The organism is Streptomyces sp. NPDC090021 (assembly GCF_044748225.1).
In the GTDB taxonomy this organism is placed as follows: domain Bacteria; phylum Actinomycetota; class Actinomycetes; order Streptomycetales; family Streptomycetaceae; genus Streptomyces.
In genome coordinates this window covers 48,681-75,102 of record NZ_JBIVFO010000025.1, presented here as the reverse complement: position 1 = coordinate 75,102, position 26,422 = coordinate 48,681, and the positions used below count along the sequence as shown (strand labels likewise).

Here is a 26,422-nt window from a genome sequence, read left to right as displayed (position 1 = left end):
GCCTGAGCGTCGGGGACTTCACGGCACTGCGGGAGTGGCTCCGCTCGGTGTAGCCGTCGCCCACGAGGCGGCGACCAGGAAACGCTCCGCCGCCGCCAGGTGGGTGGCCGCGGCCAGCCAGGCCCAGGCGTAGCCGTCGGGCGAGGGGTCGGCGAGCCGGCCGAAGGCGTCCCGCGGGCGCCGGTCGGCCTCGGCCGCCAGGGCGGCGGCCAGGTCGGCCGCCGCGGTGAGCCCGGCCCGGCGCAGCGGGCCGTACGCGGTCTGCGGCGCACTACCGCGGGCCGCTTCGGCGACCGCGCGGCGGCCGCCGGCGACACCGGTTTCCAGCAGACGGCGCACCCGCCACAGCGGGGAGTCGGCGAGCGGGTCCGGGGTGTCGGACACCGGTACCGAGCCGGGCGCGGAGGGCGGCGCAGCGGCGTCCGGCGGCGGGAAGTGCTCGCCCTGGAGCCGCTCGTAGCCGAGGTCGGCCCGGCCCAGCCACTCCTCGGGCAGCCGCAGCGTGTACGGCTCGCCCGCCACCGGGCCGACGGCCACCGGGCGCAGCGTGGCGGCGCGGTCGAGGTCGGGGCGGCCCAGGACGCGCAGGTGCAGTCCGGGGTACGAGGCGATGCGCCGCAGGTTCTCGGTGTGGGGCAGCTCCGGGTGCGGATGCGCGGGCCGCAGCCGGAGCAGGGGTGCGTCCGGGCGTGCCTCGCGGACGAGGAGGTGATCGCCGGCCGCGCCGACGACCACGACGTCGCAGCCGATCAGGGCGGTTTCGGTGTCGGCCGCATCGGCCGGGCCCGTCAGCAGCGCGGCGACGGCCTCCGCCGCGGGCCGCGCGAAGAGCGGGGCCGCGGGCCCGTCGGTCCATGCGGCTCCGGGCAGCGGGGTCGCCCTGACCCCGCGTCCGGCACCGAGCCGGCCCTCCGCGGAGACCGTCGCGCCCACGATGCGCAGGCCGCCCCGCGCGAGCCCGGCGTGGTCGAGGGTGGCGCCGCCGAGGGCGACGGAGGCCCGTCCGGCGCCGCGGGCGCGGGCCAGGCCTCCCGGCCGGACGTCCGAGATCGAGTAGCGCGCGCCGTCGGGGGCCAGCAGGTGGGTGACGACCCCGCCGTAGCCGGTGGCGGAGAGCACGGGTTCACGGCACAGGCCGTGCACCCGGAGGCTGCCGCCGGCCGTGTAGGCGCGCCGGGAGGTGCCGGTCAGGGCGGGGTCGGCCGCGCCGGAGGCCAGTGCCCCGGCGACGTGCAGGAGTTCGCGGAAGGATCCGGTGAGGTCGCCGAGGCGGTGTGCGGTGCGGCGTTCACGGGCGGCGCGCAGCCCGCGTACGACCCGTAGGGCGGCCGCTTCCGCGCGGGGCAGTCCGGCCAGGCGGGCGGTGTGCGCGGCGCGCAGCAGTTCGGCCTGGACGACGGCTCCCCCGGCGGTGACACCCGCCGCGAGGGCCTCGGCCGCGGCGTGCCAGAGCGCGGCCGCGGCGCCGCCCTGGGCAGCGGTGAGCGCCGAAGCGGGCTCTGCGGGGGCGGGGGATGCCGCCGGCGCGACTCCGGCCTCGGCTCCGGCTCCGGCTCCGGCTCCGACCGGTGCCGTCCGTTGCGTCTCCCCCGGCACGGCCGCGGTCGGCTCCGGCTCCGGCTCCGGCTCCGGCTCCGGCTCCGGCGGGGCCATGTCCGCGAGCGGGGCCGCGCCCAGGGCCGCGGCCCGGTGCAGGCATCGGGGTGCCAGCAGGCAGGTGCACGTGGCCTGTGCGGCTTCGGTGACCGTCCCCGCCGGACCGGGCCGCAGGGTGACGAGGGCGTCCTCGCCGAACCGGAAGGTGACCTTTCCGTCGGCTTCGTGGACCGCGGTGGCCGCGCAGCCGGCGGTGGCGTCGTCCAGCTTCTTGCGCAGCCGTGCGGTGAGGCTCTCGACCGCCTCGGCGAGCACCTCGGGTGCGACGGGCGGCAGTTCGGTGCTCAACGGGACTCCCCACGGAGGCGGTCGCCCACCCAGCGGGCGAGGGCGAGTGGACTGAGGGCGGCCACGGGCATCCCGGCCGCGACGAGTTGCCGCGCGACCGGGACCGAGTACCGGGGGTTGCCCGTGTCGTCGAGCGCGGCGCAGCCCAGCAGATGGGCGCCGGAGGCGGCCAGAGCGCGGACCTCGCCGAGCAGTCCGGCGATCGGGCCGCCCTCTTCGAAGTCGCTGACCACGACGACGAGGGTGCGGCTCGGGACGGTGATCAGGGAGCGGGCGTGGGCGAGACCGGCGGCGATGTGCGTGCCGCCGCCCACGCGCACCTCCAGCAGCAGCGAGAGCGGGTCGTCGACGCGGTCGGTGAGGTCCACGACCTGGGTGGAGAACGCGAGGAAGTGGGTGGACAGGGTGGGGACGCCGCCCAGCACGGCCGCGGTCAGGGCCGACCAGATGACGGAGGCCTCCATGGAGCCGGACACGTCGACGACCAGGACGAGCCGCCAGTCCGCCTCGCGGCTCGCCCGGGTGCTGAAGACGGGCCGCTGCGGTACGACGACGACCGTGCCGTCGGACCGTCGGCGGGCGTGCGCGAGGTTCGCCCGCAGGGTCCGGGCGAGGTCGAGCGGACCGCCCGGGCGCCGGGTGGGACGCGGGGTGCTGAGGCCGGACAGCGCAGGGCGCAGCCGGGTGGCGAGCTCCTTGGCGAGTTCGTCGACCAGCCTCCGCACCAGGGGGCGCAGCCGGGCGAGTTGTGCCTCCGGCAGCCCGCCGGCGAGGGACAGTACGGAGCTCAGCAGTTCCACGGAGGGCCGCACGGCCTCCGGGTCGAGCTGGGCGAGCACGTCGGAGCGTCCGGCTTCGGCCGCACCGGCCAGCACCTCCTCCCGTACGTCGGCGCCGAACAGCGCTTCGAGCTCCTGCGACCATGCGCGGGCGGTGGGGAAGGAGGCCTCCCGGCCGCCGCCGCGGCCCGGTCCCTGACCGGTGCCGATGTCGCCGGCCCCTTCGCCCTGCCCCGCGCCGTACAGCTCGTCGAGGGCGTGGGCGTAGCGGCGGGCGCCGGCCGGGAGCCGGTCGCGTTCGCGGCCGAGCAGCAGCCGCCAGCGGTCGGCCGGGGCGAGCCGGCGCTCCCCGGACCTGTCCGTCCGCGCGGGCGGTGCGCCGGGGGCGGCCGGAGCCGGGTCCGCGGCCCGGTCCGCGGCCCGGTCCGCGGCGGGTTCCCGCTGCTGGGGCAGCGGGAGGGCCTTGAGTGCGCAGAGCCCGGCGGCGTCGGCGGCGGCCCAGAGGGCGAGCAGGGCGGGCGGGGCGTCGAGGGCGAGGTCGATGCGGTCGCCGAGGCGTTCGGTGACGGTGTCCAGCAGCCGGTCGCGGGCGGCCGGCGCGAGGGCGTCGAAACCGCCGCGCAGGGCGGGGAGACGGTCGAGGAAGTCCTGGTCGGCGAGGTGCTCCACGCGGTCGAGGAGTGGGGTGAGGGCGGCCGGGGAGGACTGCAGCAACGGGCCCGCGGCGGTGAGGAGTCCGGCGAGCCGTCGGGTCAGGCCGCGTCGGCTGTCGGGGGTGGCCGCGCTGTCGATCCATCCGGCGGCGCGATCCCCGAGCGCCTCGGCCGGATCGAGGTCGAGCAGCACCCGTACGGCCAGGGCCGCGCCCTGCATCAGCGGGGACGCCGAGGCGGCCAGGGCCGCGAGGGCGTCGTCCGTGCGCAGGCCCAGGTGGTGGGCGGCGGCGCGGTCGGCGAGGGCCACGAGGGCGGCGGCGTCGGCCGGGTCGTCGCTGCCGGCGAGGCCGGGCAGGGCGCGTACGGCGGCCTCAAGGAGATCTCCCGTGAGCGCGGCGCAGGCGGCGCGGGACTCGGCGGAGGTACCGGGGAGGTGACCGCGGTGCAGGGCCTCCAGGAGGTCGAGGGCGTCGAGGAGTTCGGGCAGGGTCGCGGTCCGGGGCAGAGCGGTGGCCGCCTCGTGGAGGCGTACGTCGACCAGTTCGGGCAGGTCGCAGCGTGCGGCGGCGGCCAGCCCGGCGAGGATCTGCGCCGGGGTCGGGCCGCCGTCGGCGGCGGCACGTCGGGCGGTCTCGCTGAGCGTCCCGGCCGCCGCCTGGGCGGCGGTGACGCCGCGTACGCCCATGAGGTCGAGCCGGGCCGGGACGGAAGGCGTCCAGGACAGCCGCCACTTGGTGCCGAGGGCGGTGCCGTCGCCGGTGGCGGCGACGGTGAGGGGCTCGCCGTAGGAGGCGCCGCAGACCAGAAGGCGCTGCAGGAGGGCCTCACGGCGGCCGTCGAGGGGGGAGCGGAGCGGATCGAGGCGGACCTCGCGCGGCGCGGGGTCCTGCGGGCACGGCAGGCGGAGCTCGGCGAGTTCGGCCTCGACGGAGGGACCGAGGCCGGAGCGGGGGGCGTGCGGGGTGATCCGCCCGCGGGCGGTCCCGACCAGCACCGCTTCGAGGGCCTGGGCCAGGGCCCGGCCCCGGCCGAGGGGTTCGCCCTGGCCGAGGACGGTGGCGACGGCCTCCAGGAGTTCGCCGCGGCCGGGCGCGGGGAGACCGCGCAGGACGGCGAGGTCGCAGGCGAGCCGCAGGGTCTCGGCGGCCTCGCCGGTCCCGGCGGTGTGTCCGGCCCGGCGCAGTTCCCGGCAGAGCCCGGTGACGGCCACGGAGGCGGCCTCGCGGAGCCGCTCGGGGTCGCCGCCGGCTTCGAGGACGGCCTGCTGCCAGAGCGGGTCCCGGATGCCGGCGGGGTAGCCGGAGCGGGAGTCGAGCAGATCGAAGGAGTACGGCACGAAGGAGGTGACGGCCCTGTCCCCGGGCGGGACCGTCCCGGGGCCGGCGCCCTTGCCGGTGCGCCGGGCCGACGGCGTCGCCGGGGCCGGCCCGGCAGCGGCGGCCTCGGCCGGGCCCGGCACGGCGGCCACCGCGTCGGCCTTCGGCCCGGCCGGAACCGCGGGACCGGATGCGGCACCGCCTGTGGCGCCCGCCGTTCTGGCCGGGTCCGTCCCGTCGGGACCGGGCAGGGTGCCCGCGCCCTCGGCGGAGCCGGACACCGCGTCGGCCGTCCCGTCGTGAACGGCCGTGCCGGGCAGGCCCGGACTTCCGTGCGGAGCACGGCCGTCGGCGGCGCCCTGCGGGAGAACGGGATCGGCGTCGCCGGTCCCGGCCGGGATGGCCGTGACGGCGGCGTCGCCCGACGGCGTGACGAGGACCGGGGCGTGGAAGGAGCCGATGACGGCGGCCACGCGGTGGCCGCCTGCGGCGGCGTCGGTGATCACGGCGCGCATGTGGGCCTCGCGGGCGAGATCCCGGTCCGGGACGGGCCCGTCCTCGCGCAGCGCCCAGCCGACGCCGAGCGCGGCGCGGCGTACGGCCTCCGGGGTACAGCCCGGTGCGAGGACCTCGACGGCGCGGTCCCACAGGTCGTCGCCGTCACGGCCCGTACCGGCGGCGGTGAGGCCGTCGGCGAAGCTGCCGGCGCGCCGCGGGGCGGTGGTCGCTTCCGGAGCGGCCGGGGTGCTTGCCGCAGCCGAGCCCGTACCGGAGGCGGAGTTCGCCGTGGCGTCCCCGGCCGGCGGCGGGCCGTCGGTGCCGTCCGTGGGCGGGGACGGGTGGGGGACGAGGGGGCCGGGGGTCCAGCCGGGGTCGGACAGCGGGAGGTCACAGCACAGGACGGCCGCACCCGACCGGCGGGCCCAGCGGATGGCCGCCAGTTCCGGGGAGAAGTCCGCGAACGGGTAGAACGCCAGGCGGCCGTCCTCGCCGGTGCCCGCGAGGGCGACCGGGGCGACGGTCTCCGGGTCGGCCAGGTGCTCCAGCCACGGCTGGAAGTCCGCCGGGAGCTCGACGCAGACCACGTCGGCGCCGGAGGCATCCAGCAGGGCGGGCACCACCGCGGCCAGCGCGGGGCTGTGGTGCCGTACCCCGATCAGGTAGGGCTCGCGGGCCGCGGCGAGCGCGTCGACCGCGGCCCGCGGGTCGGTGTGCGTCAACGCAGGCTCCCGCGCAGGTCCCAGAGGCGGCGCCACATCGCCGAGCCGTCCTCGGCGCGGCGTCGGACCGGGCCGTCCCAGTACCCCAGCAGCCGCCCGTGATCGGCCGGGTCGTCCTTGCGTACGACGCCCAGCAGGTGCCCCGGCAGCAGGTCCAGCACGTCGCCGTCCGGGAGGTATGCGGCGGCGACCCCCAGCGAGGCCGCGACCTGCACCGCTTCGGCGGTGGACATGACCGTGCCGGGGCGTTCGACGTCCCAGCCCTCGGCGGAACGGCCCGAGCGCAGGTCGCGGAAGACGGTGACGAGCGCGTCGAGCACGGCGTCGTCCACGCCGAAGGCGGCGCCGGCCCGCTGGACGGCGGCGACGGCCTGGCGGCGGATCAGCGTGGCCTCCGCGTCCGCGTCGGCGATCGGGGCGACGGTCTCGAAGTTGAAGCGCCGCTTGAGGGCGGCGGACATCTCGGAGACGCCGCGGTCGCGCAGGTTCGCGGTGGCGATGACGGTGAAGCCGGGGGCCGCGGAGACCACCGCGTCCTCGGTGGCGGTCAGTTCGGGCACGCTGACCCGCCGGTCCGAGAGGATCGACACCAGCGCGTCCTGCACCTCGGGCAGGCAGCGGGTGATCTCCTCCACGCGGACGACCCGGCCGGTGCGCATGGCGGAGAGTACCGGGGAGTCGACCAGGGCCTGCGGGGTGGGGCCCTGCGCGAGGAGGAGGGCGTAGTTCCAGCCGTAGCGGAAGGCGTCCTCGGTCGTGCCGGCGGTGCCCTGCACGGTGAGGGAGCTGGTGCCGCAGACGGCGGCGGCCAGCAGTTCGGACAGCATCGACTTGGCGGTGCCGGGCTCGCCCGTCAGGAGCAGGCCGCGCTCCCCGGCGAGAGTGACGACGCAGCGTTCCACCAGGGCGCGTTCGCCGACGAACTTGGGGGCGATGGCCAGCTTCGCCGGAAGGCCGGCGCGGCGCTTGGGCAGGGCCAGTTCGGTTCCGTCGCTGCCGCAGACGAAGGTGACGACGGCCCGCGGGGTCAGCGCCCAGCCGGGCGGCCGGGGGCCGGTGTCGTGGGCGGCGAGGAAGGCGAGTTCGGCGGCGTACCGTTCCTCGGCGGGCAGCACCTGCCGGGCGGCGGCGGGTGCGGATGGTGCGGTGGCGGTCATCTGGTTCCTCTGTGCGTGTACGAAGTGGTGGTGGGCGGGGGCGGCGCGGGCCACCGTGTCAGGTGGGCCGCGCCGCCCCCGCGTCGGGGTACCGGTCGGCAGGGTCAGCGGCGGCGGGCGCGGGTGCGCTTCACCTTGAGCTCCTGGAAGCGCGGGACGTCGCCCTCGCGGACCCGCTGCCAGGCCCGGCGGTAGAGGTCGGCGGCCGGTTCGGCCGGTGCCAGGACGCCCAGCAGCGGCCGGCTGCCGGGGGTGAGGCCGTACATCGGCAGTTTCCACTGCTCCACCGGCAGCGCCGGGGCGGGCATGTCGGCCCACCCGCCGGGCAGGAAGAGCGAGCGCCCCGCCCGGCTGCGGTCGGCCGACACCACCAGTTCGGTGGCGGCCAGTTCGGCGCGGGCGGCCTTGAGCCGGGCCGGCTTCCAGCCCGTCCACCGGGCGGTGTTGCGGTCGGTGGGGTCGGGCATGGCCAGCAGGGCCAGGTAGAGGGCGGCCGCGTCGGCGCCCAGCCCGTGCTCGGCGCGGACCTCCTCCACCAGGTCGGGGACCGAACGGCTCGGGTCCTGCGGCCACCACGTGCCGGCCGCGTCGGCCTCGCCGGCCGTGGGGGCGCCCGGGTCGGCGAGCAGCGCGGCGAACCGCGGGTCGTGGGCGGTCCGCAGGGCCGTCTCGGCCACGAGGGGCTGCTGGTCGTCGCCGCGCAGCGCCGGCAGGTAGGGGTCGGAGCCGGTGGAGTCGAGGAGCGCCGTGCGCACCGCGGGCCGGGGCTGGTCGTCGTGCGTGGCCATGACGACCGCGCCGTAGCGCTCGTAGCCCTCGCCGGTCTCGGTGGGGGTGCCGGCCACCTTCCGGAAGTTCGGGAGGCTGGTGTAGTGGGCGATCTCCAGGAGCAGTTCGGGCGCGGCGAGCCGCTGCCGTACGGCGGTGAGCGCGGGCGGCAGGGCCGCTCGTACGGGGTCACCGGCCGGCAACCGGTGGGCCAGCCATGCGCTCATGGCCAGGGCCGAGATCATGACCTGTGCGGTGAAGGGGCCAGTGGCGGGCTCGCCGGGCTCCACGTGGTCGCCCTTGACCGTCCACGGCACGTCGACCGAGAGTTCGTTCGAGGCGGCGGGGTCGAGCAGTGCGGCCAGTACCCGGTGCGCGGGCCATCCGCCGCGGACGGCGCGCGCGGCCTCCGAGGCCAGCCAGTCGGGTACGGGCGTACGCCGGCCGACGCGCCGGTTCCACACCTCCGCGGCGGCCACCACGTCCGGTCCCTCGCTCCACAGGCGGGCCGGGTCGGCGGGCAGCAGGGCCGCCACCACGGCGCGCCGGACCTCCGAGGCGAGGCTCCTGAGCTCGTCACGGGCGTGGGCGGCGTCGGTGGCCTTGACCCCGAGGGCGGTCCGCACCTGCGCGGGCAGGAAGTTGCGCCCGTAGTCGTCGATGTGCGGGAGTCCCGCGATCAGCAGGCGGGCGAGGGCGCCGGAGACCCCGGTGAGCCGGGAGAACTCCTCCGCGGCCTCCGGGCGGAAGGGAACCGGCCCGTGCTCCGCGGCCGCGCCCAGGAAGGCGGTCAGCCAGCCCGGGTCGCGGTCGGGGTCGCCGAGGGGGGTCGCGCGGCGCACCGTGTAGGGGCCGGGGACGGTGAAGCGGCCGGTCGGGTCGTGCAGGAGGGCGCCGAACTCGTGGCCGTCGGGCATGGAGTCGCCCTGCTCGGTCACGGCGAGGACGGCTCCGCCGCCCAGCGGCAGGAGGCTGCGGTGGTAGCGGTTGCGGTCGAGTCCCTCGGGGCCGGTCAGATGGGCGTGTGCGAGGTGGACCACGACCTGGCGCCAGCTGTCGGCCGAGCCCCGTGCCGAGGCCATGCCCAGGGTGTTCACCTCGCCGAGCACGGTGAGGAGGGCCGCCCGCTGGTCGTCGCCGGTGGTCGCGGCGACGGCCCGGTAGGCGGCGGCCGCGGGCTGGTCGAGCAGCGGTGTCCAGGTGAGGGTGAAGTACGGCAGGGCGGGGGTGTCGAAGTGGAGCTGCCCGGGGACGCCGGTGGCACCGGTCGCGGTGCGGGCGGCGCCGAGGAGGCTCAGGGTGCGGTGCGTCCCGTCGCTGTCGTCGTGGTAGCCGTAGTGGTTGTGGTCGAGGAGGCCGCTCAGGGCGGCGCCCAGCAGCCGGTCGGCGGGGCCGAGTTCGCGCTCCTCGGCGGGTGCGGTGTCGGCGTCGAGGCGGGCCGAGATCCTGTCCAGCGCCTTCTGCTGGACGAGGGCGAACCGCAGGACCTCGACGATGCCGCCGATCAGCCGCGCGTCGGTGACCTGGGGCAGGGCCGCGCTCACGACGTCCGGCAGATCGGCGGCCTTCGCCACGGCCGCGGCGGCCTTGAGGAGCGCCCCGACGGTCTCGCGGTCGGCCGTGCGCAGCGCGGCCGAGCCCCGGGGGTCACGGGGGCGCAGCGCGTACCAGTGGGACAGCGGCGGAAGGTCGACGCTGCCGGTGCTGAAGGGGGTGTCGTGGCGGTCGTTGCGGGTCTGCGTCGTGACGACGCCGTCCGGGTCGGTGAGGGTCAGTTCGCGCCAGCTGTGCGAGAGGGCGCGCGGGCGGTCGTCGCCGGGGAAGGCGAGGGCCGCGACCGGCTTGTCCCCGCCTTCGGGGACGGTGACGGTGCGTCCGCCGGTGTCGGTGCCGACCCAGCCGTTGTCGGGGCGGCGTACGGCGTGCCAGCCGAGGAGGCCGTCGACGGGTGCGCCGAGCACGGAGCCTTCCACGGTGGGCGTGGGCATGAGACGGCTGGCCCACCCGGAGTGGGGGGTCCCGCCGTACTCCTTGAGGGCGTCGGTGAAGAACGCGGGCACGGAGGGGCGTCCGTGGGCCCCGCTCGCCGGGTCGTACTCCAGCCAGCCGCTGTCGTTGTCCTGGTCGCGCTGGCGCCACACCCAGTAGGAGGTGCCGTCGGACAGCACCGGGCGCTCGTCGGGCAGCCGGGTGTCGCCGCTGTGCAGGACACCGCCGCCGGTGGTGCGCCCGCCGCCGGGGAGCTGCAGGGAGAGGTTGTCGCTGCGCAGGGACCAGTGGTTGCGGTCGGTGTCCAGGGTGAAGACGGTGCCGGGCGAGGAGTGCCAGTAGCCCTCGACGCGGCCCGCGCTCCAGTCGGACCAGAAGACGAGCAGCTCTTCGTCGACGTAGTGGAACCCCAGGCGGCGGTGCGAGCCGGCCGGCACGCGCAGGTCGTGCGTGAGGAGGGTGGAGTCGGCGTCGAGGACGCGGACCTCGGTGCTGTTGGCGACGATCAGGTAGGGCCAGGCTTCGACGACGGTGAGGCCGCCCCGGTCCTTGCCGGGGGTCAGTTCGGCGACCGCCTTCTCCCAGGCGGGCCAGGTCAGTTCCTCGAAGAGGCCGCCGCGCAGCGTGCGGGCGAGGGTCTCTCCGAGGTCGGCGGCGGCCGCGGCGGCGACGTCCTCGGGGGCGAGCGCGAGGGCTTCGACGGGCAGCCAGGTCAGCCGCTCGATGGCGTCGGGGACGCCGGGCAGGCCGGCGGTGACGGAGGCGCGGGCGACCTCGCCCATCCACTCGGTGAGCAGCGGGCGGGCGCCGGGCGAGGCCGCGACGTGGCGGACGATGTCGGCCCCGCCGCTGCCGATGGCGTTCAGCGCCCGGCGGAAGGCGGGCTTGAACCGGGGGTCCGCGGCGACCGCGGCCAGGTCACGGCGCTCTTCGCGGCCGGACCAGTCGGACAGGTTCAACGTGTCGTGGCGGTAGCGCGTCTTGTCTTCCTCGGGCGTGACGACCGGGATGTCGAGGGAGAGCAGCAGATCGAGGAGGTCGGCGTCCTGGACGCCGACCCTCAGTGCGGTCTCCCGCTCGGGCCGGGCGAGTTCGGTGCGCAGTTGCGGGGCGCAGCGCTCGACGACGTCGAGGAGGACGGGGAGGGTGGGGCGCCGGCCCCAGCCGGAGTGGCGGGCGGTGTGGAAGCGTTCGAGCCAGCCGGCGGTGCCGTCGGCGCAGCGCTCTTCGCCGGGCAGGCTCCCGTCGACCAGTCCGGCGGTCGCGCCGGACTCCTCCAGGACCTCCAGCCACAGGTCGGTGAGGTCGCCGTCGCCGCCGGGCGGGGTCAGCCCGAGGAGGGTGCCGCGTACGGCGGGGACGCGGCGGGCGAGCGCGACGAGGGCGCCGCGGTGGGCCTTCCACCAGCCGAGCGCGGCGCGCAGGGTGGCGGGCAGGGGCAGCAGTTCGGCGAGGTAGTCCTGCTCGGGTTCGGTGCCGGTCAGCCCCGCGGTGCGGGCGAGGCGGCGCAGTTCGACGGCGGCCTGCGCGGAGGGCGGCAGGCCGCCGGCGGTGCGGCGTACGCACAGGCGGCGGAAGCGCTCGTAGGCCTCGGCGGGGCTGACGCGCAGGGCCAGTGCCTTGCCGTAGCCGGCGAGAACCTTGACCGGCAGCGCGCCGGCCAGTGCGAATTCGAGGAAGACGGCGTCGAGGCGGTCCTCGTCGACGGGCAGGCCGTGCTGGGCCTCGGCGGTACGGGCGCGGCCGAACAGCTGGGCGGCGTAGGTGGTGTTCTCCACGGCGAGGAAGATGCGTGCGGCCTGCTCGTGGAAGAGGGGCAGGAAGTGCGGCACGGAGGCGGCGAGGCGGTCGGCCAGTTCGAGGCAGGCGTCCAGCGCGGCCTTGGGCTTGGTCTTGGCCTGGCGGGCGATCCGGTCGAGTTCGGGGACGACGGCGAGGGCGTGGTGGCCGTCCTCGGGGTGGTGCACGAGGACCCATTCCGGGAAGCCGAGTGCCTGGCGGCGGCTCAGGCCGACGACGGGCGGCTCGCCCTCGTCGCGCACGAGGCCCAGGAAGCCGGCGGCGAGGTCCTCGGCAGCGCCGAGTTCGGCGGCGGCGAGCCGGACGACGACGCGGTCCTCGTCGAGGCCCGGGTGCCGGTAGGTGCGGGCGGTCAGGTCGACGGCGTCGGCTCCCGCGCCGGTGGTGCCGACCGGCAGGACGGCGCCGGCCTGCAGCAGCAGTGCGGTCTCGGTCGTCCCGGTGTTTCTCAGGTTCTCGCTCATGCGTCCCCGCCCTCCTCGATCTTGCGCCCGGCGTAGAGCGCCGCGGCCATTCGCATTCCTTCGGACCAGGCCACGGGGCCGACGTTCGCCAGCCGCACCGTCCGGCCGTCCTCGTCGTGCCAGCTCAGGGCGCCGGTGGTGGTCTCGCCGTCGTAGTAGGGCTCGCCGATCCACACCGCTGCCTCGGTGCCGGAGCCGGTTCCCGCGTCGCGGACCTTGCAGGTGGCGTAGCCGCCGGAGACCCGGTAGCCGAGCGCGGTCGCGCGGGCGGCGAGGCCGAAGCGGGTGGGGAAGACCCCGCCCGCGTAGTCGCGGACCTCGGTGGCGGACGCGGCGACCTCGCCGGGCCCCGGCCAGGTGGCGCGGTGGATCTGCTCGACCTGCTGCACGATGCCCAGCTCGGCAGCGAACTCCCGTACGTCGTCCAGGTCGGGCAGCAGTACGGGGTGGGGCAGGGTCACCGTGCGCGGGGAGAGCCGTACGGTCTCGCCGTCGAGGTTGACCACCTTCAGCTCGCCGTCGGCGGTGGCGTCCCGCAGGAAGCCGACCTCGTCGGGGTCGTCGCCGACGACGGCCAGGTCGCGCAGGGCGTTCTGCCAGGCCTCGTCGGGCCAGACCCGGGCGAGCAGTTCGGTCGGCACGGGAAGCGAGGACACCATCCAGCTGTCGACCTGGGCGACGCAGGCCGCCGCGTGCCGGTCGAGCCATTCGGCGAGCCGGCGCAGCCGGTCCACCTCGGGATGGTCCTTCAGTGCCTTGGGCAGCGTCTTCAGCTGCCGTCCCGCTGCCCGGCCGGTGACGGACCTCGCCGCCACCCGCCCCTCCACCAGGGCGATCTCGTACCCCTCGCCCGCCGCCAGCCATGCCATCAGACTGTGCCCCTCCGCCTGTCCGTGCGTGTTTCCGCGCAGCCCTGACAGGGGGAGCGAACCCCCTTGAGCTGCGGTATGCCGGGAGACTAGCGAGAGCCACTGACAACGCCCGCCGGAGGGGCCTTCGTAGGTCGATTGTCCGGTTCTGGATAGTCTTTGGCGGACAGTGACGGAGCGGTACCGGCTCGGGGTGGGGTTATGGGACGTCAGATACGCGTACGAGGTGTGCTGCTGGCAGCGCTGCTGCTGGCGGCCGGGGCCGGGTGTTCCGATCCGGAGGGTCCGGGCGGGCCGCGCCCGACGGGCGGCGGGGACGCGAAGCCGCAGCCGTCGGTCTCGCAGGCCGCGCCCCCGGCCGGGGCGCCCGCCGCCGGGGACGTGCTGCCCGGCATGGTCACCACCGCCGTGGCCCGCACGCAGTTGGCCGCGCTGAAGGTGGCTCCGGTGGGCACGATGGCCGGCTACAGCCGGGCGAAGTTCACGCACTGGGCCGAGCAGGGCAACAAGTGCGACACCCGCGAGACGGTCCTGAAGCGGGACGGCACCGACGTCACGCAGGACGGCGAGTGCCGGGCCGTGTCCGGTACCTGGAAGAGCCTGTACGACGGGGTGGCCGTCACCGACGCGGCGAAGATGGACATCGACCACATGGTGCCGCTCGCCGAGGGCTGGCGCTCCGGCGCGGCCGGCTGGGACGCCGCCCGGCGCAAGGCCTTCGCCAACGACCTGACCCACCCCCAACTGCTGGCGGTCACCGCGTCCACCAACCGGTCCAAGGGCGACCAGAGCCCCGACCTGTGGCAGCCGCCGGACCGTTCGAGCTGGTGCCAGTACGGGCGGGCCTGGACCACCGTCAAATCCGCGTACGAGCTGACCGTCACCGAACCGGAGAAGAAGATGCTCACGACGATGCTGGACACCTGCGCCTCATGACCGGGGCGGACCAGTGGCAGGACGAGGTGCTCGCCGGTCCGGGCGGCGCCATGACCGACGAGGTCGGCGTCATCACCGGCCCGCTGACCCTGCGCACCACCGCGACCGCCGACGGGCTGGTCCGCTTCGACGTCCAGTACGAGGACGCCGACGAGTGGTACACGCTCACCGGCAGCCCCCGGCCCCACCACGGGGCCCCGGCCGCCCTGCACGCGGCGGCCCTCGCCGCGGTCCGGGCCGGCGGCGCGGCCGAGGCCCCCGCCCCCGGAACCGCCCCCGGGCCCGGACCCGGACCCCGACCCGCCTGAGGCCGGACCTGCCGGCGCCGCGCGACCGGCCCGAGGAACTGCGGCACGCGCCGGCACGATGCTCGCCGGGCCGCGGCCCGTGGCCGGTCCGCCCGGTGGACGGACCGGGCGGTGGACGGACCAGGCGGTGGACGGACCGGGCGGGCGGTCCGGACGACCTCCGGGTCGTCCGATCGGCCGATGCGGGACGGCCGTCCGGTCAGGCCTCGTACTGCGTGAGGTCGATGCCGTGGACGTGTACGGCGTGGCCGTACCGGGGGTCGGTGGTCTCGCGTTCCCGCGCCATGTCCAGCTTGCGGATCACGTTCTCGGAGGCGGTGTCGCCGAGCCGGCTGACGGCGACGACGCGGTCCAGGCCGCGGTCCTGGAGGGCGAACTCCAAGGTGGCGTGGGCGGCTTCGGAGGCGTAGCCCTGGCCCCAGTACTGGCGGCCGAGGCGCCAGCTGATCTGGACGTCGGCCCGGGCGTCCGGCAGGTCCTCAAGGACCGAGAGGCCGACGGCCCCGATGAGTTCTCCGGAGCCGAGGAGTTCGACGGCGAAGAGCCCGAAGCCCTCCTCGTCCCACTCCTCCTCCCAGCGCTCGATCTCCTCGGCCGTCTCGTCGAGGCCGAGGGTGGAGCCGTCGCCGATCCAGCGCATCACCTCCGGGTCGGCGTTGATCTCCGAGAGGGGAACGAGGTCGTCGTCGGTCCAGAGGCGGAGGAGGAGTCGGGGGGTACGGATCTCGGTCATGCCGCACATCCTGCCGAAATTCGCCGGACCAGCGGTAATCGGCCGTTGCGGTGGTGTTGCGGGTTCGTGGCCGTCCGCAGGGGAAGGCGGTGCCCACGCTCTCGTACGCGGGGTCGACCGCGGCGACGACGTACCCGCGGGAGGCCAGGTCCTCGGCGAGCGCGGTGAGCGTGACGCGGTGGACGGTGAAGCCCGGTGAGAGGACGACCAGCGGGTGGCATCCGGCCGCGGGACCGTCGGTTCATGGAGGCGACGCCAGGCACTGGGGCCCGGCGGGACTTCACCTTGCCGGTGGATCCGGCCGTACGCCCGGGGCAGGACTGCGGGCCCGGTCTCACTCCGAAGGACGAGTACCCGCGGGGACGCTGATGGCCCGGAGCTTCTCCCGCAGGTACGTGTGGGAGTCGACGGGATCGTGCGCCACCGTGCCGATGGGGGCGGGGAGGGATGCCACCCGGGTGTGCGCGTCGCACTCGTAGAAGTAGACGAGCGAGATCAGTTCCTCGGCGGGGGCGTCGGCGGGCGGGGGCAGCACGCGGTGGCGGCCGGCCCGCCAGCGGTCGCCGGTCCAGCGGGCCATCAGGTCGCCGATGTTGACGGTGAGCGCGGCCGGGTCGTAGGGGGCGTCCTGCCAGCCGTCGGCGTCGGTGTGGATCTGGAGGCCGCCCGAGCCGAGCTGGCGGTCGAGGACGGTGACCGTGCCGAAGTCGGTGTGGGCGCCGATGCGGAACTGGCCCGGCAGGGGTGTGCCGACGGTCTCGGTGCCGGGGTACCAGTTGAGGTTGAACCCCCAGGTGGGATGTCCGGTGTGGCGTGTGAAGTGGTCGTGGTCGAGTCCGAGGGCGCTGGCGAGGAGTTCCAGCAGTTCGTCGGAGAGGGCCCGCATCCGCGCCAGGTACTCCGTCACCGGCGGTCGCAGCGCGGGCACCTCGGCCGGCCAGCTGTTGGGGCGGAACCACTCGGCGTCCACGGACGGGTCCCCGGTCGGCTCGTCGGCCGCGAAGGACCAGGACTCCTTGAGGTCGGGCGGCGAGGCCGCGCCCTCCGCGTAGCTGTTGGCCTCCGCCCCGGGGCCCAGCCAGCCCCGGCCGCCGACGGTGACCGCGTACGGCTCCTTCAGGGCGGCCGGCAGCCGGAAGAAGTCACGGGCCGTCTCCCGGATCCGGGCCGGCAGCGCGGGATCCACGCCGTGGCCGGTCACGAGCAGGAATCCGGCCGCGCGCAGCGCCTCGTCGACGCGGGCCGCCGTACGGGCCCGTTCCCGGGGTCCACCGGAGCGCCACGGCTCGAGATCGATCACGGGAACCTGGGATCCGGCCATGGGAGACCTGCCTTCCGACGCTGCGCGGTGGTGTCCGGGACCGAGGCTAGCGCCGTACCCGACCGGACGGGATCGACACGGAACGTGATTCCCGGCCACTTTGTGTCCCCATCGGTGGGTGCGGCTCGCGTGGATCGTCACGATAAGGACCAGAATGGAACGACGGGTGCCTCAGGGACGGAGCGTGCGGTGGAGATTTCGACACGGGAGGTTTTCGGCGCGCCGTGCTGGGTGAGCCTGATGACGCGCGACCTGGAGACGGCCCAGCGGTTCTACCGCGCCGTGGCCGGCTGGCGGTTCCGGCCGGCCCGCCTCGGGGATGCCTTCTCGGTGGCCTTCCTCGACCGGGTCCCGGTGGCGGGCATCGGTGCGCTGGCCGCGGATCTGGGCGTCGCCGCGGCGTGGACCCCGTACTTCGCCGTGGACGACGCCGACGTGGCGGTGGACCGCATCCGGGAGCGGACGGGCACCATCGCGGTCGGGCCGGTCTCCTTCGGGTCCTGGGGCCGCGCGGCGCTCGTCGCCGACCCCGACGGAGCGGTCTTCGGGATCTGGGAGGGCGACGTGGCCGCGGACTGGCGGGCCGGCAAGGGTCCGCTGCCGGCCTGGCTGGAACTGCGTACCCGCAACGCCCTCGACGCGGCGATGTTCTACGGAGCGGTCCTGGAATGGGCCACCGACCGGCCGGGCTGCTGCACGGTCTCCTACGAGGAGGACCAGGTCGTGCTGCGGCAGAACGGCGAGCCGGTGGCCCGCCTGAACAGCGGTCCCGTCGAACTCGCCGCCTACTCCCCGCACACCCGGCCGCGCTGGCACGTCCACTTCCGGGTGCCCAGGCTCCGGCCCGCGATCGAGGCGGCCGTCATGCTGGGCGGACGCATGGTCTCGGACATCACCTCGAACGCCGCGGAGCGCTGGGTGACGCTCCGCGACCCCGACGGGGCGCTCTTCACCCTCACCACCGCACTCGGGGCGGACTCGGAGGAGGACCTGGCCCGGCCTGGCCTGCACTGACCGGGGGCGGGGCGGTGACGGGGCTGCCGGTGGCGGGCGCGGCGTCCTCGGCGGGGTCGGTGCGGCTCACCACCACAGGTTCTCCGAGGACCCGTGGACCGGCATCCGCGGGAGGCCATTCGCGGCGGATCACCTTCGGTGACGGTTCGAGATGCGGGTGTACGGCAGTGCTGGTTCGCTGAATCCGCCCGCTCTCCCCCACAGATCCAAGGAGCGATCATGAGCGTTTCAGGCGAGTCCCGGGGCCGGTCCCAGCAGATGCGCACGAAGGCCAAGGAGCTGAACGAGGCCGCCGAACGGTCCACCGACCCGGAGGAGCGCCGCCGGCTGAAGGAGAAGGCCCGCCGCCTGCAGGAGCAGAGCGAGCAGGAGAGCCGCATGGACGACCGGGGCATGGACCCCATGTAGCCCACACCCTCCCGCGTTTCGGCGCGCGCACCGGCCGGTGTCCGCCGCGATCCCCGTCGCGGCGGCCACCGGCCGCCGTGCGGTGCCGCGGGGGAGCTACCGGTACCAGTCGTCCCCGCCGCCGGCCAGGGCCCGTTCGAGGTAGTCCCGCAGGTCCCGGGCGACCCACCGCCGGCTGTCGTCCTCGTGCTCCCACACGAAGACGTCCTCGCGTTCGGGAGTGCGGACGAAGGCGAACTGGTCGCCGCCCCCGTTGTCGCCGAAGAAGAGCAGGGCGTCGAACGGCATGTACAGCCGGGCGAAGTCGGGATCCGACCGGAAGAAGAGGTTCTGCTCGACGATCTGCTCCAGCGGCCAGACCGTGTCGGTCCCGTCGTGTCCGACGATGCCGTCGCATTCCCCGAGCAGGCTCACCAGTACGGCGGGCAGCGGCTCCCCCAGCCGTCGCTCCGCGCGGGCCACCGCGTCCGCGCCGACGGGCCCACCGAAGCCTGCCTCTTCGTCCGCCTCATGGGCGGCCTCTTTCCACATACGGGCAGCCTACGGCCGCGTAGACCTTGTGGCAGGCCCGGCCGGCCCCGGCCCCGGCCCCGGTCCCTGTCCTGGTCCCGTTCCTGGGTCGCGGTCCCGGTGGACGAGTTCGGCCATCATCCGCAGCTGGTCGACGCGCGCTGCCGGCCTGCTCCCCGCCCGTTCGCCCCGGGTACGTGCTGCGGCCTCGCGCAGCCGGTCAGCGGGGGCGGGGTGCAGCAGCGGCGGCCGCCGCGACGAAGGCCCCGGAGGCTTCGTCGGCCGCACGCCGCAGCGTGTCCGGCGCGCTGTCCGGCACGTGCGGTGTGCGCCGCGCTGCGCCGGAGGAGTCCGGCTCGGCTCAGAGCCGGACCTTCCATTCCACCGTGGAGCGGAGGGTGCGCACGGTCTTCGGGTCGCGGACCGAGGGGGTGCGGTCCTCGGCCGTCACCGACAGGCGGTGGGTCCGCAGGTCGAACAGCCACAGCTCCGCCACCGACACCTCGGTGCGCCCCTCCAGCCGCCTGAGCTCACGGCCGTCCAGGTACCAGCGGACCACGAGCTGCCGGCCGTCCGCCCCGGACAGCCTGGGGACGGCCACCTTCGCCGTGTCGCGCAGCCGCAGGGTCCGGTCCGTCGGAGTGAGCGCGGTGGCGATCCGCGCGTGCTGGTAGAAGCCCGCGATCATCGATTCCACGCCGGGCAGGTTGAAGGGCTTGCCCAGGACGCGCATGAGGGAGTTGTCGGTGGGCCGGTACAGCCCCCTCACGTAGTAGTTGCCGCCCTCGTAGGCCCCGACCGTACCGCCGTCGGGCGACTCCTCGCCGAGCCACCGGTACCACTTGGCCCGCTGCGCGGCCATCCGCTCGGCGGTCAGTGCGGAGCTGTTGGACTCGGCGGGTTCGGGGCCGGTGTACTGCTCGTAGTCCGGCACGCCCGGGTAGAAGTACTCGTCGGCGAGCTTGCCCAGCGAGTGGCCGGTCTCGTGGATGGCGACCTGGCCGGACTTCGGGTGACCGGCCGAGGCGGTCGATATCCCCTCGTAGCCGAGGGTGACGCTGGGCTCGTTGTAGCCCGCTCCCCCGTACTTGGCGCTGTTGGCGAGGACGATGACCAGGTCGGCCTCCGGCGCCTTCGCGACGTACGCGTCGACCTTGGGCTGGTCGATGCAGAGCAGACGCTCGATGTCCCCGCACCAGAAGTACGAGCCGAGGGCGGTGTCGCGCACGGTCGCCGGGTCCGGGTCGCCGGACACGCCCGATTCGCGCGAGACCGCGTCGACCGTCCACACGTTGAAGAGGCCGCGGTAGGTGGTGTACGGCTCGACGGCCGCCACCTCGGCCCATTTCTGCTCGGCGTCCGCGCGGAACCGGGGCAGTTCGGCCGCGGTGTAGCCGTCGCCGATGACGACGACGTCGAGGCGGTCCGCGGTGGAGCCGTTGTCGATCATCTTGGTGACCTCACCGTCGGCCCAGCGCTCGGCCTCGGTGAGCCGGCCCGCGTGCTTCGCCGGGCTGCCGGCCGTCGGCACCAGGGCGTGCCCGGACCCGGCCTCGCCGCCGTGTTCGGGCCCGGGGATCTCCACCTCCACCCGGTCCCTGGAGGGGGTGTTGGCCGCGTCGGCCGGACCCGCGGCGACCAGCGCGGCAGCCGCGCAGACCATCGCGAGCACCGCTCGCGCCGCCGGACGTGCCCCCTTCCGCCGCGCCGACCGCCGTGCCGAACGTCTGGCCGCGCCTCTGACCGGATCCATGAAGTCCTCCCCCGGGAAAGGAAGTTAAGCGGTTTGATAAACGCATTGAACCGGCTGCTTAAACTAGGCGTCGCGCGAGAGGTGCGCAATGGCGTACTCCGGTTGAATACTGGGGAGTTCGAGCAACCAGGGGGATTCGATGGACGAACCGGGCGAGATCGGCCGCAGGGTCCAGCGCATGCGGGTCGAACGCGGTCTGACCCAGAAGCAGCTGGCGCACCCTTCCTACACCTCGGCCTACGTCTCCACCCTGGAGTCGGGCAAGGTGCGTCCCTCCGAGACGGCGCTGCGCTTCCTCGCCGCCCGCCTGGGCACGTCGTACGAGGAGCTGACCACCGGCCGCCCCGCCCATCTGGCCACCGAGCTGCGGCTCGCCCTCACCGACGCGCAGCGCACGCTCGCCACGGGCGCCGCCGAGGAGGCCGCCTCGCACTACCGGCGCCTGCTCGCCGAGGCGGAGGAGCTCGGGCTCGTCCCCGAGCAGGCACAGGCCCGCCTCGGGCTCGGCGAGTGCGCGCTGGAGGCCGGTGAACTGCCGGACGCGATCGGCCACTTCGAGGAGGCGGAGCGGCTCCTGGCCGACGAGCCGCTGACGCGCCGGGCCCGGCCCGTGCGCGGCCGGGCGGTGGCGCACCTGCTCGCCGGCGAGCTGCGCTACGCCTGCTACCTGCTGGAGTCCGCCATCGACGAGCTCGGGGCGGGCGGGCTGACCGACCCGGACGCGCTGGTCCTCCTGCACGCCGCGGTGATCGGCCCCTACATGGACATGGGCGCGCACGCGCGCGCCGCCCATTCGGCCGAGCTCGCGCTCGCCCTGGCGCCGCAGGTCAGCGATCCGGCACTGGTGGCGGGGATGCACCGGCAGGTGGCCCGGACCTTCCTCGCCGAGGGGCGGATGGCCGACGCCGACGCCTCCCTGGCCAAGGCGCAGGCCATCTACGCCCACTTGCAGCTGAGCACGGATCTGGCGCACTGCCACTGGATGCGCGGCTACGTACTGGCGCAGAACGGGGAACTCGGGTCGGCCGAACGGGAGCTGCGCACGGCCCGGGACATGCTGTCGGCCCGGCGGGCCGGTCTCTACACCGCCCAGGTGGAGGTCGAGCTGGCGGACGTGCTGCGCCGGCTGGGCCGGCAGGAGGAGGCCGCGGGGCTGCTCGCGGCGCTGCTGGAGCTGGGCAACAGCCACGGCGCCGTGCACGCGGGCGGCGCGCACCGGCTCCTCGGCCTGATGGCCGAGGAGCGCGGTGAGACGGAATCCGCCGAGGAGCACTACGTCCAGGCGCTGGCTCTGCTGGAGCGCAGCGGGGCCAGGGGCGATGTCGCCGACCTGTGCCGGCTGCTGGGCGATCTGCTGCGGCGTACGGGCCGGGTGGAGGCGGCCATGGACGCGTACCGCACGGGCCTGGGGCACCGGGCGGCGCCGGGCACCACCACACTGGGCCCGGCGCCCGCCGCCGGGGTGCGGCCCGCCGGGGTCAGTGGTTCTCGGTGGGCCTCAGGTCGCGCGGAATGAGCGTCCAGGTCGTGGCCGCCGCGGCGACGGCCAGGCCGCCGGCCATGAGGAACGCCGGGGTGATGGCGAGGGTGTACGCGTGCGAGGCGGTGTCGAGGAGGGCCTGGCCGACGGCGCCGCCCAGCCGCTCGGCGATGTGCGCGGCCTCCCCGACGGAGTCCCGGGCGGCGGCCGCGGTGGGGCCGTCCAGGTCGAGTGCGGGCAGGTTGCCCCGGTAGAGCGCGGCCGCGGTGGAGCCGAGGACGGCTACGCCCATGGCGGAGCCGAGCTCGTAGCAGGTCTCCTCGATGGCGGCGGCGCTGGAGACCTCGGCGGCGGGCGCGGCGGAGACCAGCGTCACCGAGGCGACGGTGGTCGCGATGCCCGCACCGAGGCCCATCACGGTCAGGGCGGCCGCGAAGGCCGGGTAGCCGAGGTCGGTGAACTGCTGGAGGGTCCACGGCAGCGCCATGCCCGCGGCCAGCACGACGAGTCCGGCGCCGAGCACGTGGCGGATCGCGAAGCGCTGCATCAGCGAGGGGGCGACCATGGAGGCGGCGATCAGGGCCAGCGGGGCCGGCAGCAGGCGCAGTCCGGCCTCCAGCGGGGTGTAGCCCTCGCCGTACTGGAACCACTGGGTGACCAGGAACAGAATCGCGCCCATGCCCACCATCGGCAGGAAGATCGCGGTGGCCGCGACACTGAACGCGGGCTCGGCGAACAGCCGCACCTGGAGCAGGGGGTTGTCCAGCCGGGCCTGACGGCGGACGAAGACGGTCAGGGCGACGGCCGCGACGAGGAGCAGCCCCCAGGGCAGGGGGTCCGCCACGCCGCTCTTGCCGAGCTGCTTGATGCCGCCCGCGAGGGCGAGCATGCCCACGATGGACTGTCCGACGCCCCACCAGTCCCAGCTGCCGGCGCCGCGCGGGGAGCGTGATTCGGGCAGGTAGCGCAGGCCGGCCGCGACGATGACGGCGGCGACGGGCAGGTTGAGGAGGAAGGCGGAGTGCCAGCCGTGGTCCTGGACCAGGAGGCCGCCGACGACCGGCCCGAAGGCCATGCCGCCGCCGAAGACCGCCGCCCAGACGGCGAGGGCGAAGGCGCGCTCCTTGGCGTCGGTGAAGACGGTGCGCAGGATCGACACGGTGGCCGGCATGATGGCCGCGCCGCCGATGCCGAGCAGGGCGCGGGCCGCGATCAGGTGCCAGGCATCGGTGGCGAACACGGCTATGAGCGAGGCCGCCGAGAAGATGCCGAAGCCCGCCATCAGCAGCCGCTTGCGCCCCCATCGGTCGCCGAGCGCAGCTGCGGTGACCAGCAGTCCGGACAGGGCGAGGGCGTAGATGTCGATGATCCACAGCTGCTGTACGGCGCCGGGCTGCAGGTCGCCGACGAGGGAGGGAAAGGCCACGTTGAGGATCGTGGTGTCCATGGAGATGAGCAGGAGGCTGCCGGAGAGGATCGCCAGGACGATCCACCGTCGGGGGTCCGGCGTGGGGGTGTGCATGGGGTTCCGTTCGAGGTCTGTGCGCGGTGACGGGTGGTTCAGGGTTCGGGGGTGCCGGCGGGGGGCCGCACGGGGGGCCGCGCTCCGTCGAGGAAGGAGCTCAGGACCAGGTGCCCGGTCTGGCGGGGGGCGAGGTGTCCGTCCCGTACGCCTTCGGCGGCGGCGTCGAGGAGTCCCCAGAGGGAGTACCAGATCCAGTACGGCGGGAGGTCGGCGCGCAGCCGTCCCAGCCGCTGGCCGAGGGCGAGGAAGGCGAGGGCCCGCTGGTCCTGGCGGTCCACTCCGGCCCGGAACGCGGGGTCCGCGAGCACGGTGGCGTCGCGTGAGGTGAAGCCGTAGAGGTGGGCGGCGGGCATCAGGGCGACGACCAGTTCCTCGAGCGCCGCGTCGAAGGCGTCGGCGTCGGCGTTCCGGGCCGGGTCCAGCGGGGCCAGGCAGCCGTCGACGACCTCGATGGCCCGGACCGCGACGGCTTTCAGCAGGGCTTCCCGGGTCGCGTAGCGGCGGCTGAGCGTGGCGCGGCTGGTCCCGATTCCGGCGGCGATCTGCACCATCGAGGCGCTGTGGTCTCCGGCGAGGACGCGGGCCGCGCCGTCGAGCAGTTCTTCCTCGTGCACCATGGCGAGCCTCCTTCGCCTCGAACGATACAAGAATGTCTCATCCGAGGCAAAGATGCCCCACCAGAGACGGGGTGGGGTCGAACAGCCCGCGACAGCCCGCGACAGCCGCGCAGCGGTATGGGGGCGCGGCGATGCCGCGCCGGATCTCACCGGGCGGCGGGCGTCAGCTCTCGCCGTTGGTGCGGGCCCGGGCGCCCGAGCGGGTGCGGGAGGCGGTCTGGGCGCGCTGCGGATGACGGCGCACGTACTCGTGCTCCAGCTCGTTCATCCGCTTCGTGTGGGTGACCAGGGCGTCGTCGGACCCGTGCAGCAGGGTCTCGTGGCGCGTGCGGTGGATGGCCTCCAGCTCCTTGAGCAGCCGGCCCTCCTCCAGCTTCCGCGCGGACGGGCCGCCGTCGTGCTCCGTCATGGCACGCACCTCCTCCTCGGGCCCCCGCCCGTCCATCATCCTCCGCCCCGCGCCGCACGTCCTCACCAGCGGCGGCGCCCCCGGTCAGGGCGAGTGGACACGGTCTACGCCTGCTGGTGGACCGGGCCGCGTGGACCACGACGGACCACTGCGGGAACGGCTGACCGACATCGGTGCGGAACGCGTCATGAGCGAGGGCACCGCCGTCGGCCTGGCCGCGGCGTCACTGCTGTACGGCGGCGCGCGCCCGGCAGCTGCGGGCGACCTCGTCGGCGAAGGCCAGGGCCGGCGGGGAGAGGGCGGCCCAGCGGCGGACGGCCCAGCCGACGGCGAGCGGCGGCAGGGCGGGGACGGGTACGAGGCGCAGCGGGCCGTCGGTGCCGGGGACCTGCCAGCCGGGCAGCGCGGGCACGACGGCGTGCCCCAGGCCCAGTTCGGCGAGCAGCAGGGCGGTGTCCCAGTCGGCCACGCTGGTGTCGGAACGCACGTGGATGCCGGACTCGGCGAGGGCGGCGTCGAGGTGGGCCCGGGATGCGGAGTTCTGCGGCAGCCGGATGTGGCGGATGTCGGCGAGTTCGTCGGGCGTGAGACCGGTCCGGCCGGCGAGGGGGTCGTCGGCGCCGACCGCGAGCACCCAGGGCAGTTCCATGACCGGGCGCTGCTCGATGCCCCGCACGGGGGCGCCGATGGTGATCCAGGCGAGGTCGAGGTCGCCTGCGGCGAGGGCGCCGAAGCAGCTGCGGCTGGAGTTCTCGGTCTGGAACTCCAGGCTCACCCCGGGGTGGCCGCGGCGGAAGGAGACGACCGCCTCGGACATGAAGTGCCGCACGGTCGTCGCACCGGTGGTGATGCGCACGGTGCCGCCCCCGCCCCGTACGAGGTCCGCCACGCGGCGCAGGGCCCCGTCCAGGCCGGCGAGGCCGTCGGCGGCGGCCGCCTGGAGGATGCGGCCGGCCTCGGTCGGCACGACGCCGCGGGCGTGGCGCTCCAGAAGGCCGGTGCCGGTCTGCTTCTCGAGACGGCGGACGTGCTGGCTGACGGCGGACTGGGTGCAGCCGAGGTCGCGGGCGACGGCGCTGAGGCTGCCGGCGCGGCAGACGGCCACGAACACGCGGAGATCGTCGAGAGTCATGAGGCCCAAGGTATTCCTTGGATGCGGGGAGCAAACCAGAGGATTGACTTGGGTTTTGCGGTGGATCAAGATCGATGCAGGGCCCGGGCGGCAACCCGTCCCCACCTTCGCCACGGGGTCCGGACCCCCGGCGACAGGGGTGGACGGGTGCCGACCCACCACCTTCGACCCCCGGGAGGTTCCGTGTCGGACCGCGCCGTCGCACGACTGCGGGAACTCGGTGCGCAGGAGGTTCCCCACCCGGGCGGAACGCTCCTGCTGCACCTGGAGCGCGTACGGGACCTGCTCGCGTCCTGGGGTGCGCGGCCGGCCCTGCAACGGGCGGGGCTGTGCCACGCGTTCTACGGCACCGACGGGTTCGCCACCGCCCTTCTGCCGCTCGCCCGGCGCGGGCACCTGGCCGAGGTGATCGGTGACGAGGCCGAGTCGATCGTGTATCTCTACGCGGCCTGCGACCGGGCGGCAACGTATCCGACGCTCCACCACACCGGGGCGGCCTTCCGGGACCGGTTCACGGGCCGGGTCCACCGCCCCGCGGAGCGGGCACGGCGGGACCTGGCCGAGGTGTCGGCGGCCAACGAACTCGACCTGGCGCGGATCGATCCGGTCTTCCGGGAGGCGTGGGGCGGCGAACTGCGGTCGCTGTTCGGGCGGTGGCGGGGGTTGCTGAGCGAGCCGGCCCGGCGGGAGTGCCGGGCCGTGCTCGGCGACGGGTGGGAATCAGCGGCCGGCAGTGCCCCGTGCCGGGGGAACGGCGGTCGGGGCTGAGGGCAGTGGTTCGGCGGCGTGCGGGCCACGCGGGGAACATCAAGAACCGCAGCCTCACGAAGACGGGCGTCGCGGTCGACGGCGACCGGATCGTGCAGGTGTTCACCAGCTGACCGGTCACGCCGGCGCCGGCTCAGCCGGCGTCGGCGTGGCCGTGCGCCCGTGGCGGGGTGACCGCGAGGACGGGCGGTGCGGGGGTGCTCCAACGGTGGCCGCAGGGCTCGAAGACCAACAGCACGGCCTGTCCCGGGCGCTGCCGCCAGGAGATGCGTTCCGGCATCCGGGCGCACAGCGGGCAGCAGGGCAACGGGCCGGGCTCCGGCGGGCACGCGGGGGTGGCCGCGAGCGGCGTGACGTGCGGATCGCGCATGGAGGCTCCCTCATCGTGCGGTTGGACCGATCGCACTCTGTCATGGCCGGGGCCTCGACCGCACGGGCGAATCATCCAGTGTTCCGGCTGGTCAGAGGTACGGTCACCAGGAGGATTCCGGTCCTCTTGCGGGCACTTTGTGACCAACCGCTCCCGCGACCGGCTTCCACCAGGCC

20 protein-coding genes and 1 pseudogene are annotated in these 26,422 nt (G+C 75.3%); 6 read left to right on the top strand and 15 right to left on the bottom strand.

Annotated features, from left to right (window positions below; genetic code table 11):
* Nucleotides 1-18 precede the first annotated feature (18 nt).
* The 5 genes from ACIPXC_RS21025 to ACIPXC_RS21005 form a co-directional block, all read right to left on the bottom strand.
* Nucleotides 19-1,944, bottom strand: coding sequence for a hypothetical protein (locus ACIPXC_RS21025; RefSeq protein ID WP_401620269.1), 1,926 nt, complete (start codon nt 1,942-1,944; stop codon nt 19-21).
* Complete coding sequence (locus ACIPXC_RS21020; RefSeq protein ID WP_401620266.1) at nt 1,941-5,915, bottom strand: DUF5682 family protein; 3,975 nt, start codon at nt 5,913-5,915, stop codon at nt 1,941-1,943. The genes ACIPXC_RS21025 and ACIPXC_RS21020 overlap by 4 nt, the downstream gene beginning before the upstream one ends.
* Nucleotides 5,912-7,072 (bottom strand): AAA family ATPase, encoded by a 1,161-nt coding sequence (locus ACIPXC_RS21015; protein WP_401620263.1) that lies wholly within the window; start codon nt 7,070-7,072, stop codon nt 5,912-5,914. Before ACIPXC_RS21015 ends, ACIPXC_RS21020 begins: the two co-directional genes overlap by 4 nt.
* A 104-nt stretch (nt 7,073-7,176) precedes the next feature.
* Nucleotides 7,177-12,093: a DNA-binding protein gene (locus ACIPXC_RS21010; protein ID WP_401620260.1), complete on the bottom strand. Its 4,917-nt coding sequence runs from the start codon at nt 12,091-12,093 to the stop codon at nt 7,177-7,179.
* Nucleotides 12,090-12,962, bottom strand: a complete 873-nt coding sequence (locus ACIPXC_RS21005) for a DUF4132 domain-containing protein (protein ID WP_401620257.1) — start codon at nt 12,960-12,962, stop codon at nt 12,090-12,092. Before ACIPXC_RS21005 ends, ACIPXC_RS21010 begins: the two co-directional genes overlap by 4 nt.
* Nucleotides 12,963-13,163: 201 nt before the next feature.
* Between ACIPXC_RS21005 and ACIPXC_RS21000 the strand changes: the two genes are divergently transcribed.
* Together ACIPXC_RS21000 and ACIPXC_RS20995 are read left to right on the top strand one after the other, a co-directional pair.
* On the top strand, nt 13,164-13,898 hold the full coding sequence (locus tag ACIPXC_RS21000) for a DUF1524 domain-containing protein (RefSeq protein ID WP_401620254.1): 735 nt from the start codon (nt 13,164-13,166) through the stop codon (nt 13,896-13,898).
* Entirely contained in the window at nt 13,895-14,206 is a 312-nt protein-coding gene (locus ACIPXC_RS20995) for a hypothetical protein (protein WP_401620251.1), read from the top strand. The genes ACIPXC_RS21000 and ACIPXC_RS20995 overlap by 4 nt, the downstream gene beginning before the upstream one ends.
* Before the next feature lie 199 nt (nt 14,207-14,405).
* Here the strand turns inward: ACIPXC_RS20995 and ACIPXC_RS20990 are convergent, their stop codons facing one another.
* The 3 genes and pseudogenes from ACIPXC_RS20990 to ACIPXC_RS20980 form a co-directional block, all read right to left on the bottom strand.
* Nucleotides 14,406-14,939 (bottom strand): GNAT family N-acetyltransferase, encoded by a 534-nt coding sequence (locus ACIPXC_RS20990; RefSeq protein WP_401620248.1) that lies wholly within the window; start codon nt 14,937-14,939, stop codon nt 14,406-14,408.
* Nucleotides 14,940-15,009: 70 nt separating this feature from the next.
* Nucleotides 15,010-15,171, bottom strand: a pseudogene (locus tag ACIPXC_RS20985) (alpha/beta hydrolase); the annotation flags it as partial.
* Nucleotides 15,172-15,273: 102 nt separating this feature from the next.
* On the bottom strand, nt 15,274-16,260 hold the full coding sequence (locus ACIPXC_RS20980) for an isopenicillin N synthase family dioxygenase (RefSeq protein ID WP_401620245.1): 987 nt from the start codon (nt 16,258-16,260) through the stop codon (nt 15,274-15,276).
* A gap of 240 nt (nt 16,261-16,500) precedes the next feature.
* Here ACIPXC_RS20980 and ACIPXC_RS20975 point away from each other — a divergent pair, with 240 nt between their 5' ends.
* The gene (locus ACIPXC_RS20975; RefSeq protein WP_401620242.1) at nt 16,501-17,274 is read left to right on the top strand and encodes a VOC family protein; all 774 of its coding nucleotides are present in this window, start codon (nt 16,501-16,503) and stop codon (nt 17,272-17,274) included.
* 219 nt (nt 17,275-17,493) lie between these two features.
* On the top strand, nt 17,494-17,682 hold the full coding sequence (locus ACIPXC_RS20970; protein ID WP_030657858.1) for a DUF6381 family protein: 189 nt from the start codon (nt 17,494-17,496) through the stop codon (nt 17,680-17,682).
* 96 nt (nt 17,683-17,778) lie between these two features.
* Here the strand turns inward: ACIPXC_RS20970 and ACIPXC_RS20965 are convergent, their stop codons facing one another.
* Both ACIPXC_RS20965 and ACIPXC_RS20960 read right to left on the bottom strand, forming a co-directional pair.
* Nucleotides 17,779-18,213, bottom strand: a complete 435-nt coding sequence (locus ACIPXC_RS20965; protein ID WP_401620239.1) for an SMI1/KNR4 family protein — start codon at nt 18,211-18,213, stop codon at nt 17,779-17,781.
* Nucleotides 18,214-18,553: 340 nt separating this feature from the next.
* Entirely contained in the window at nt 18,554-19,855 is a 1,302-nt protein-coding gene (locus ACIPXC_RS20960; RefSeq protein WP_401620390.1) for a M64 family metallopeptidase, read from the bottom strand.
* Between the two features lie 229 nt (nt 19,856-20,084).
* On the opposite strand from ACIPXC_RS20960, the gene ACIPXC_RS20955 reads away from it, so the two are divergent.
* Entirely contained in the window at nt 20,085-21,461 is a 1,377-nt protein-coding gene (locus ACIPXC_RS20955; RefSeq protein WP_401620236.1) for a tetratricopeptide repeat protein, read from the top strand.
* On the opposite strand, the gene ACIPXC_RS20950 is transcribed toward ACIPXC_RS20955, so the two are convergent.
* From ACIPXC_RS20950 to ACIPXC_RS20935, 4 genes are all read right to left on the bottom strand, one after another.
* Nucleotides 21,424-22,947, bottom strand: coding sequence for an MFS transporter (locus ACIPXC_RS20950; RefSeq protein ID WP_401620234.1), 1,524 nt, complete (start codon nt 22,945-22,947; stop codon nt 21,424-21,426). The two genes, ACIPXC_RS20955 and ACIPXC_RS20950, sit on opposite strands and share 38 nt — an antisense overlap.
* Nucleotides 22,948-22,985: 38 nt before the next feature.
* A complete protein-coding gene (locus tag ACIPXC_RS20945) occupies nt 22,986-23,567 on the bottom strand; it encodes a TetR/AcrR family transcriptional regulator (protein WP_401620231.1) in 582 nt (193 codons plus the stop codon).
* A 163-nt stretch (nt 23,568-23,730) separates the two neighbouring features.
* A complete protein-coding gene (locus ACIPXC_RS20940; RefSeq protein WP_386460779.1) occupies nt 23,731-23,976 on the bottom strand; it encodes a DUF6158 family protein in 246 nt (81 codons plus the stop codon).
* A gap of 223 nt (nt 23,977-24,199) precedes the next feature.
* Nucleotides 24,200-25,108, bottom strand: a complete 909-nt coding sequence (locus tag ACIPXC_RS20935; RefSeq protein ID WP_401620228.1) for a LysR family transcriptional regulator — start codon at nt 25,106-25,108, stop codon at nt 24,200-24,202.
* Nucleotides 25,109-25,291: 183 nt separating this feature from the next.
* On the opposite strand from ACIPXC_RS20935, the gene ACIPXC_RS20930 reads away from it, so the two are divergent.
* Nucleotides 25,292-25,876 (top strand): DUF6817 domain-containing protein, encoded by a 585-nt coding sequence (locus ACIPXC_RS20930; protein ID WP_401620226.1) that lies wholly within the window; start codon nt 25,292-25,294, stop codon nt 25,874-25,876.
* Nucleotides 25,877-26,009: 133 nt separating this feature from the next.
* Here ACIPXC_RS20930 and ACIPXC_RS20925 read toward each other — a convergent pair whose 3' ends face one another.
* On the bottom strand, nt 26,010-26,246 hold the full coding sequence (locus ACIPXC_RS20925; protein WP_401620223.1) for a hypothetical protein: 237 nt from the start codon (nt 26,244-26,246) through the stop codon (nt 26,010-26,012).
* Nucleotides 26,247-26,422 lie beyond the last annotated feature (176 nt).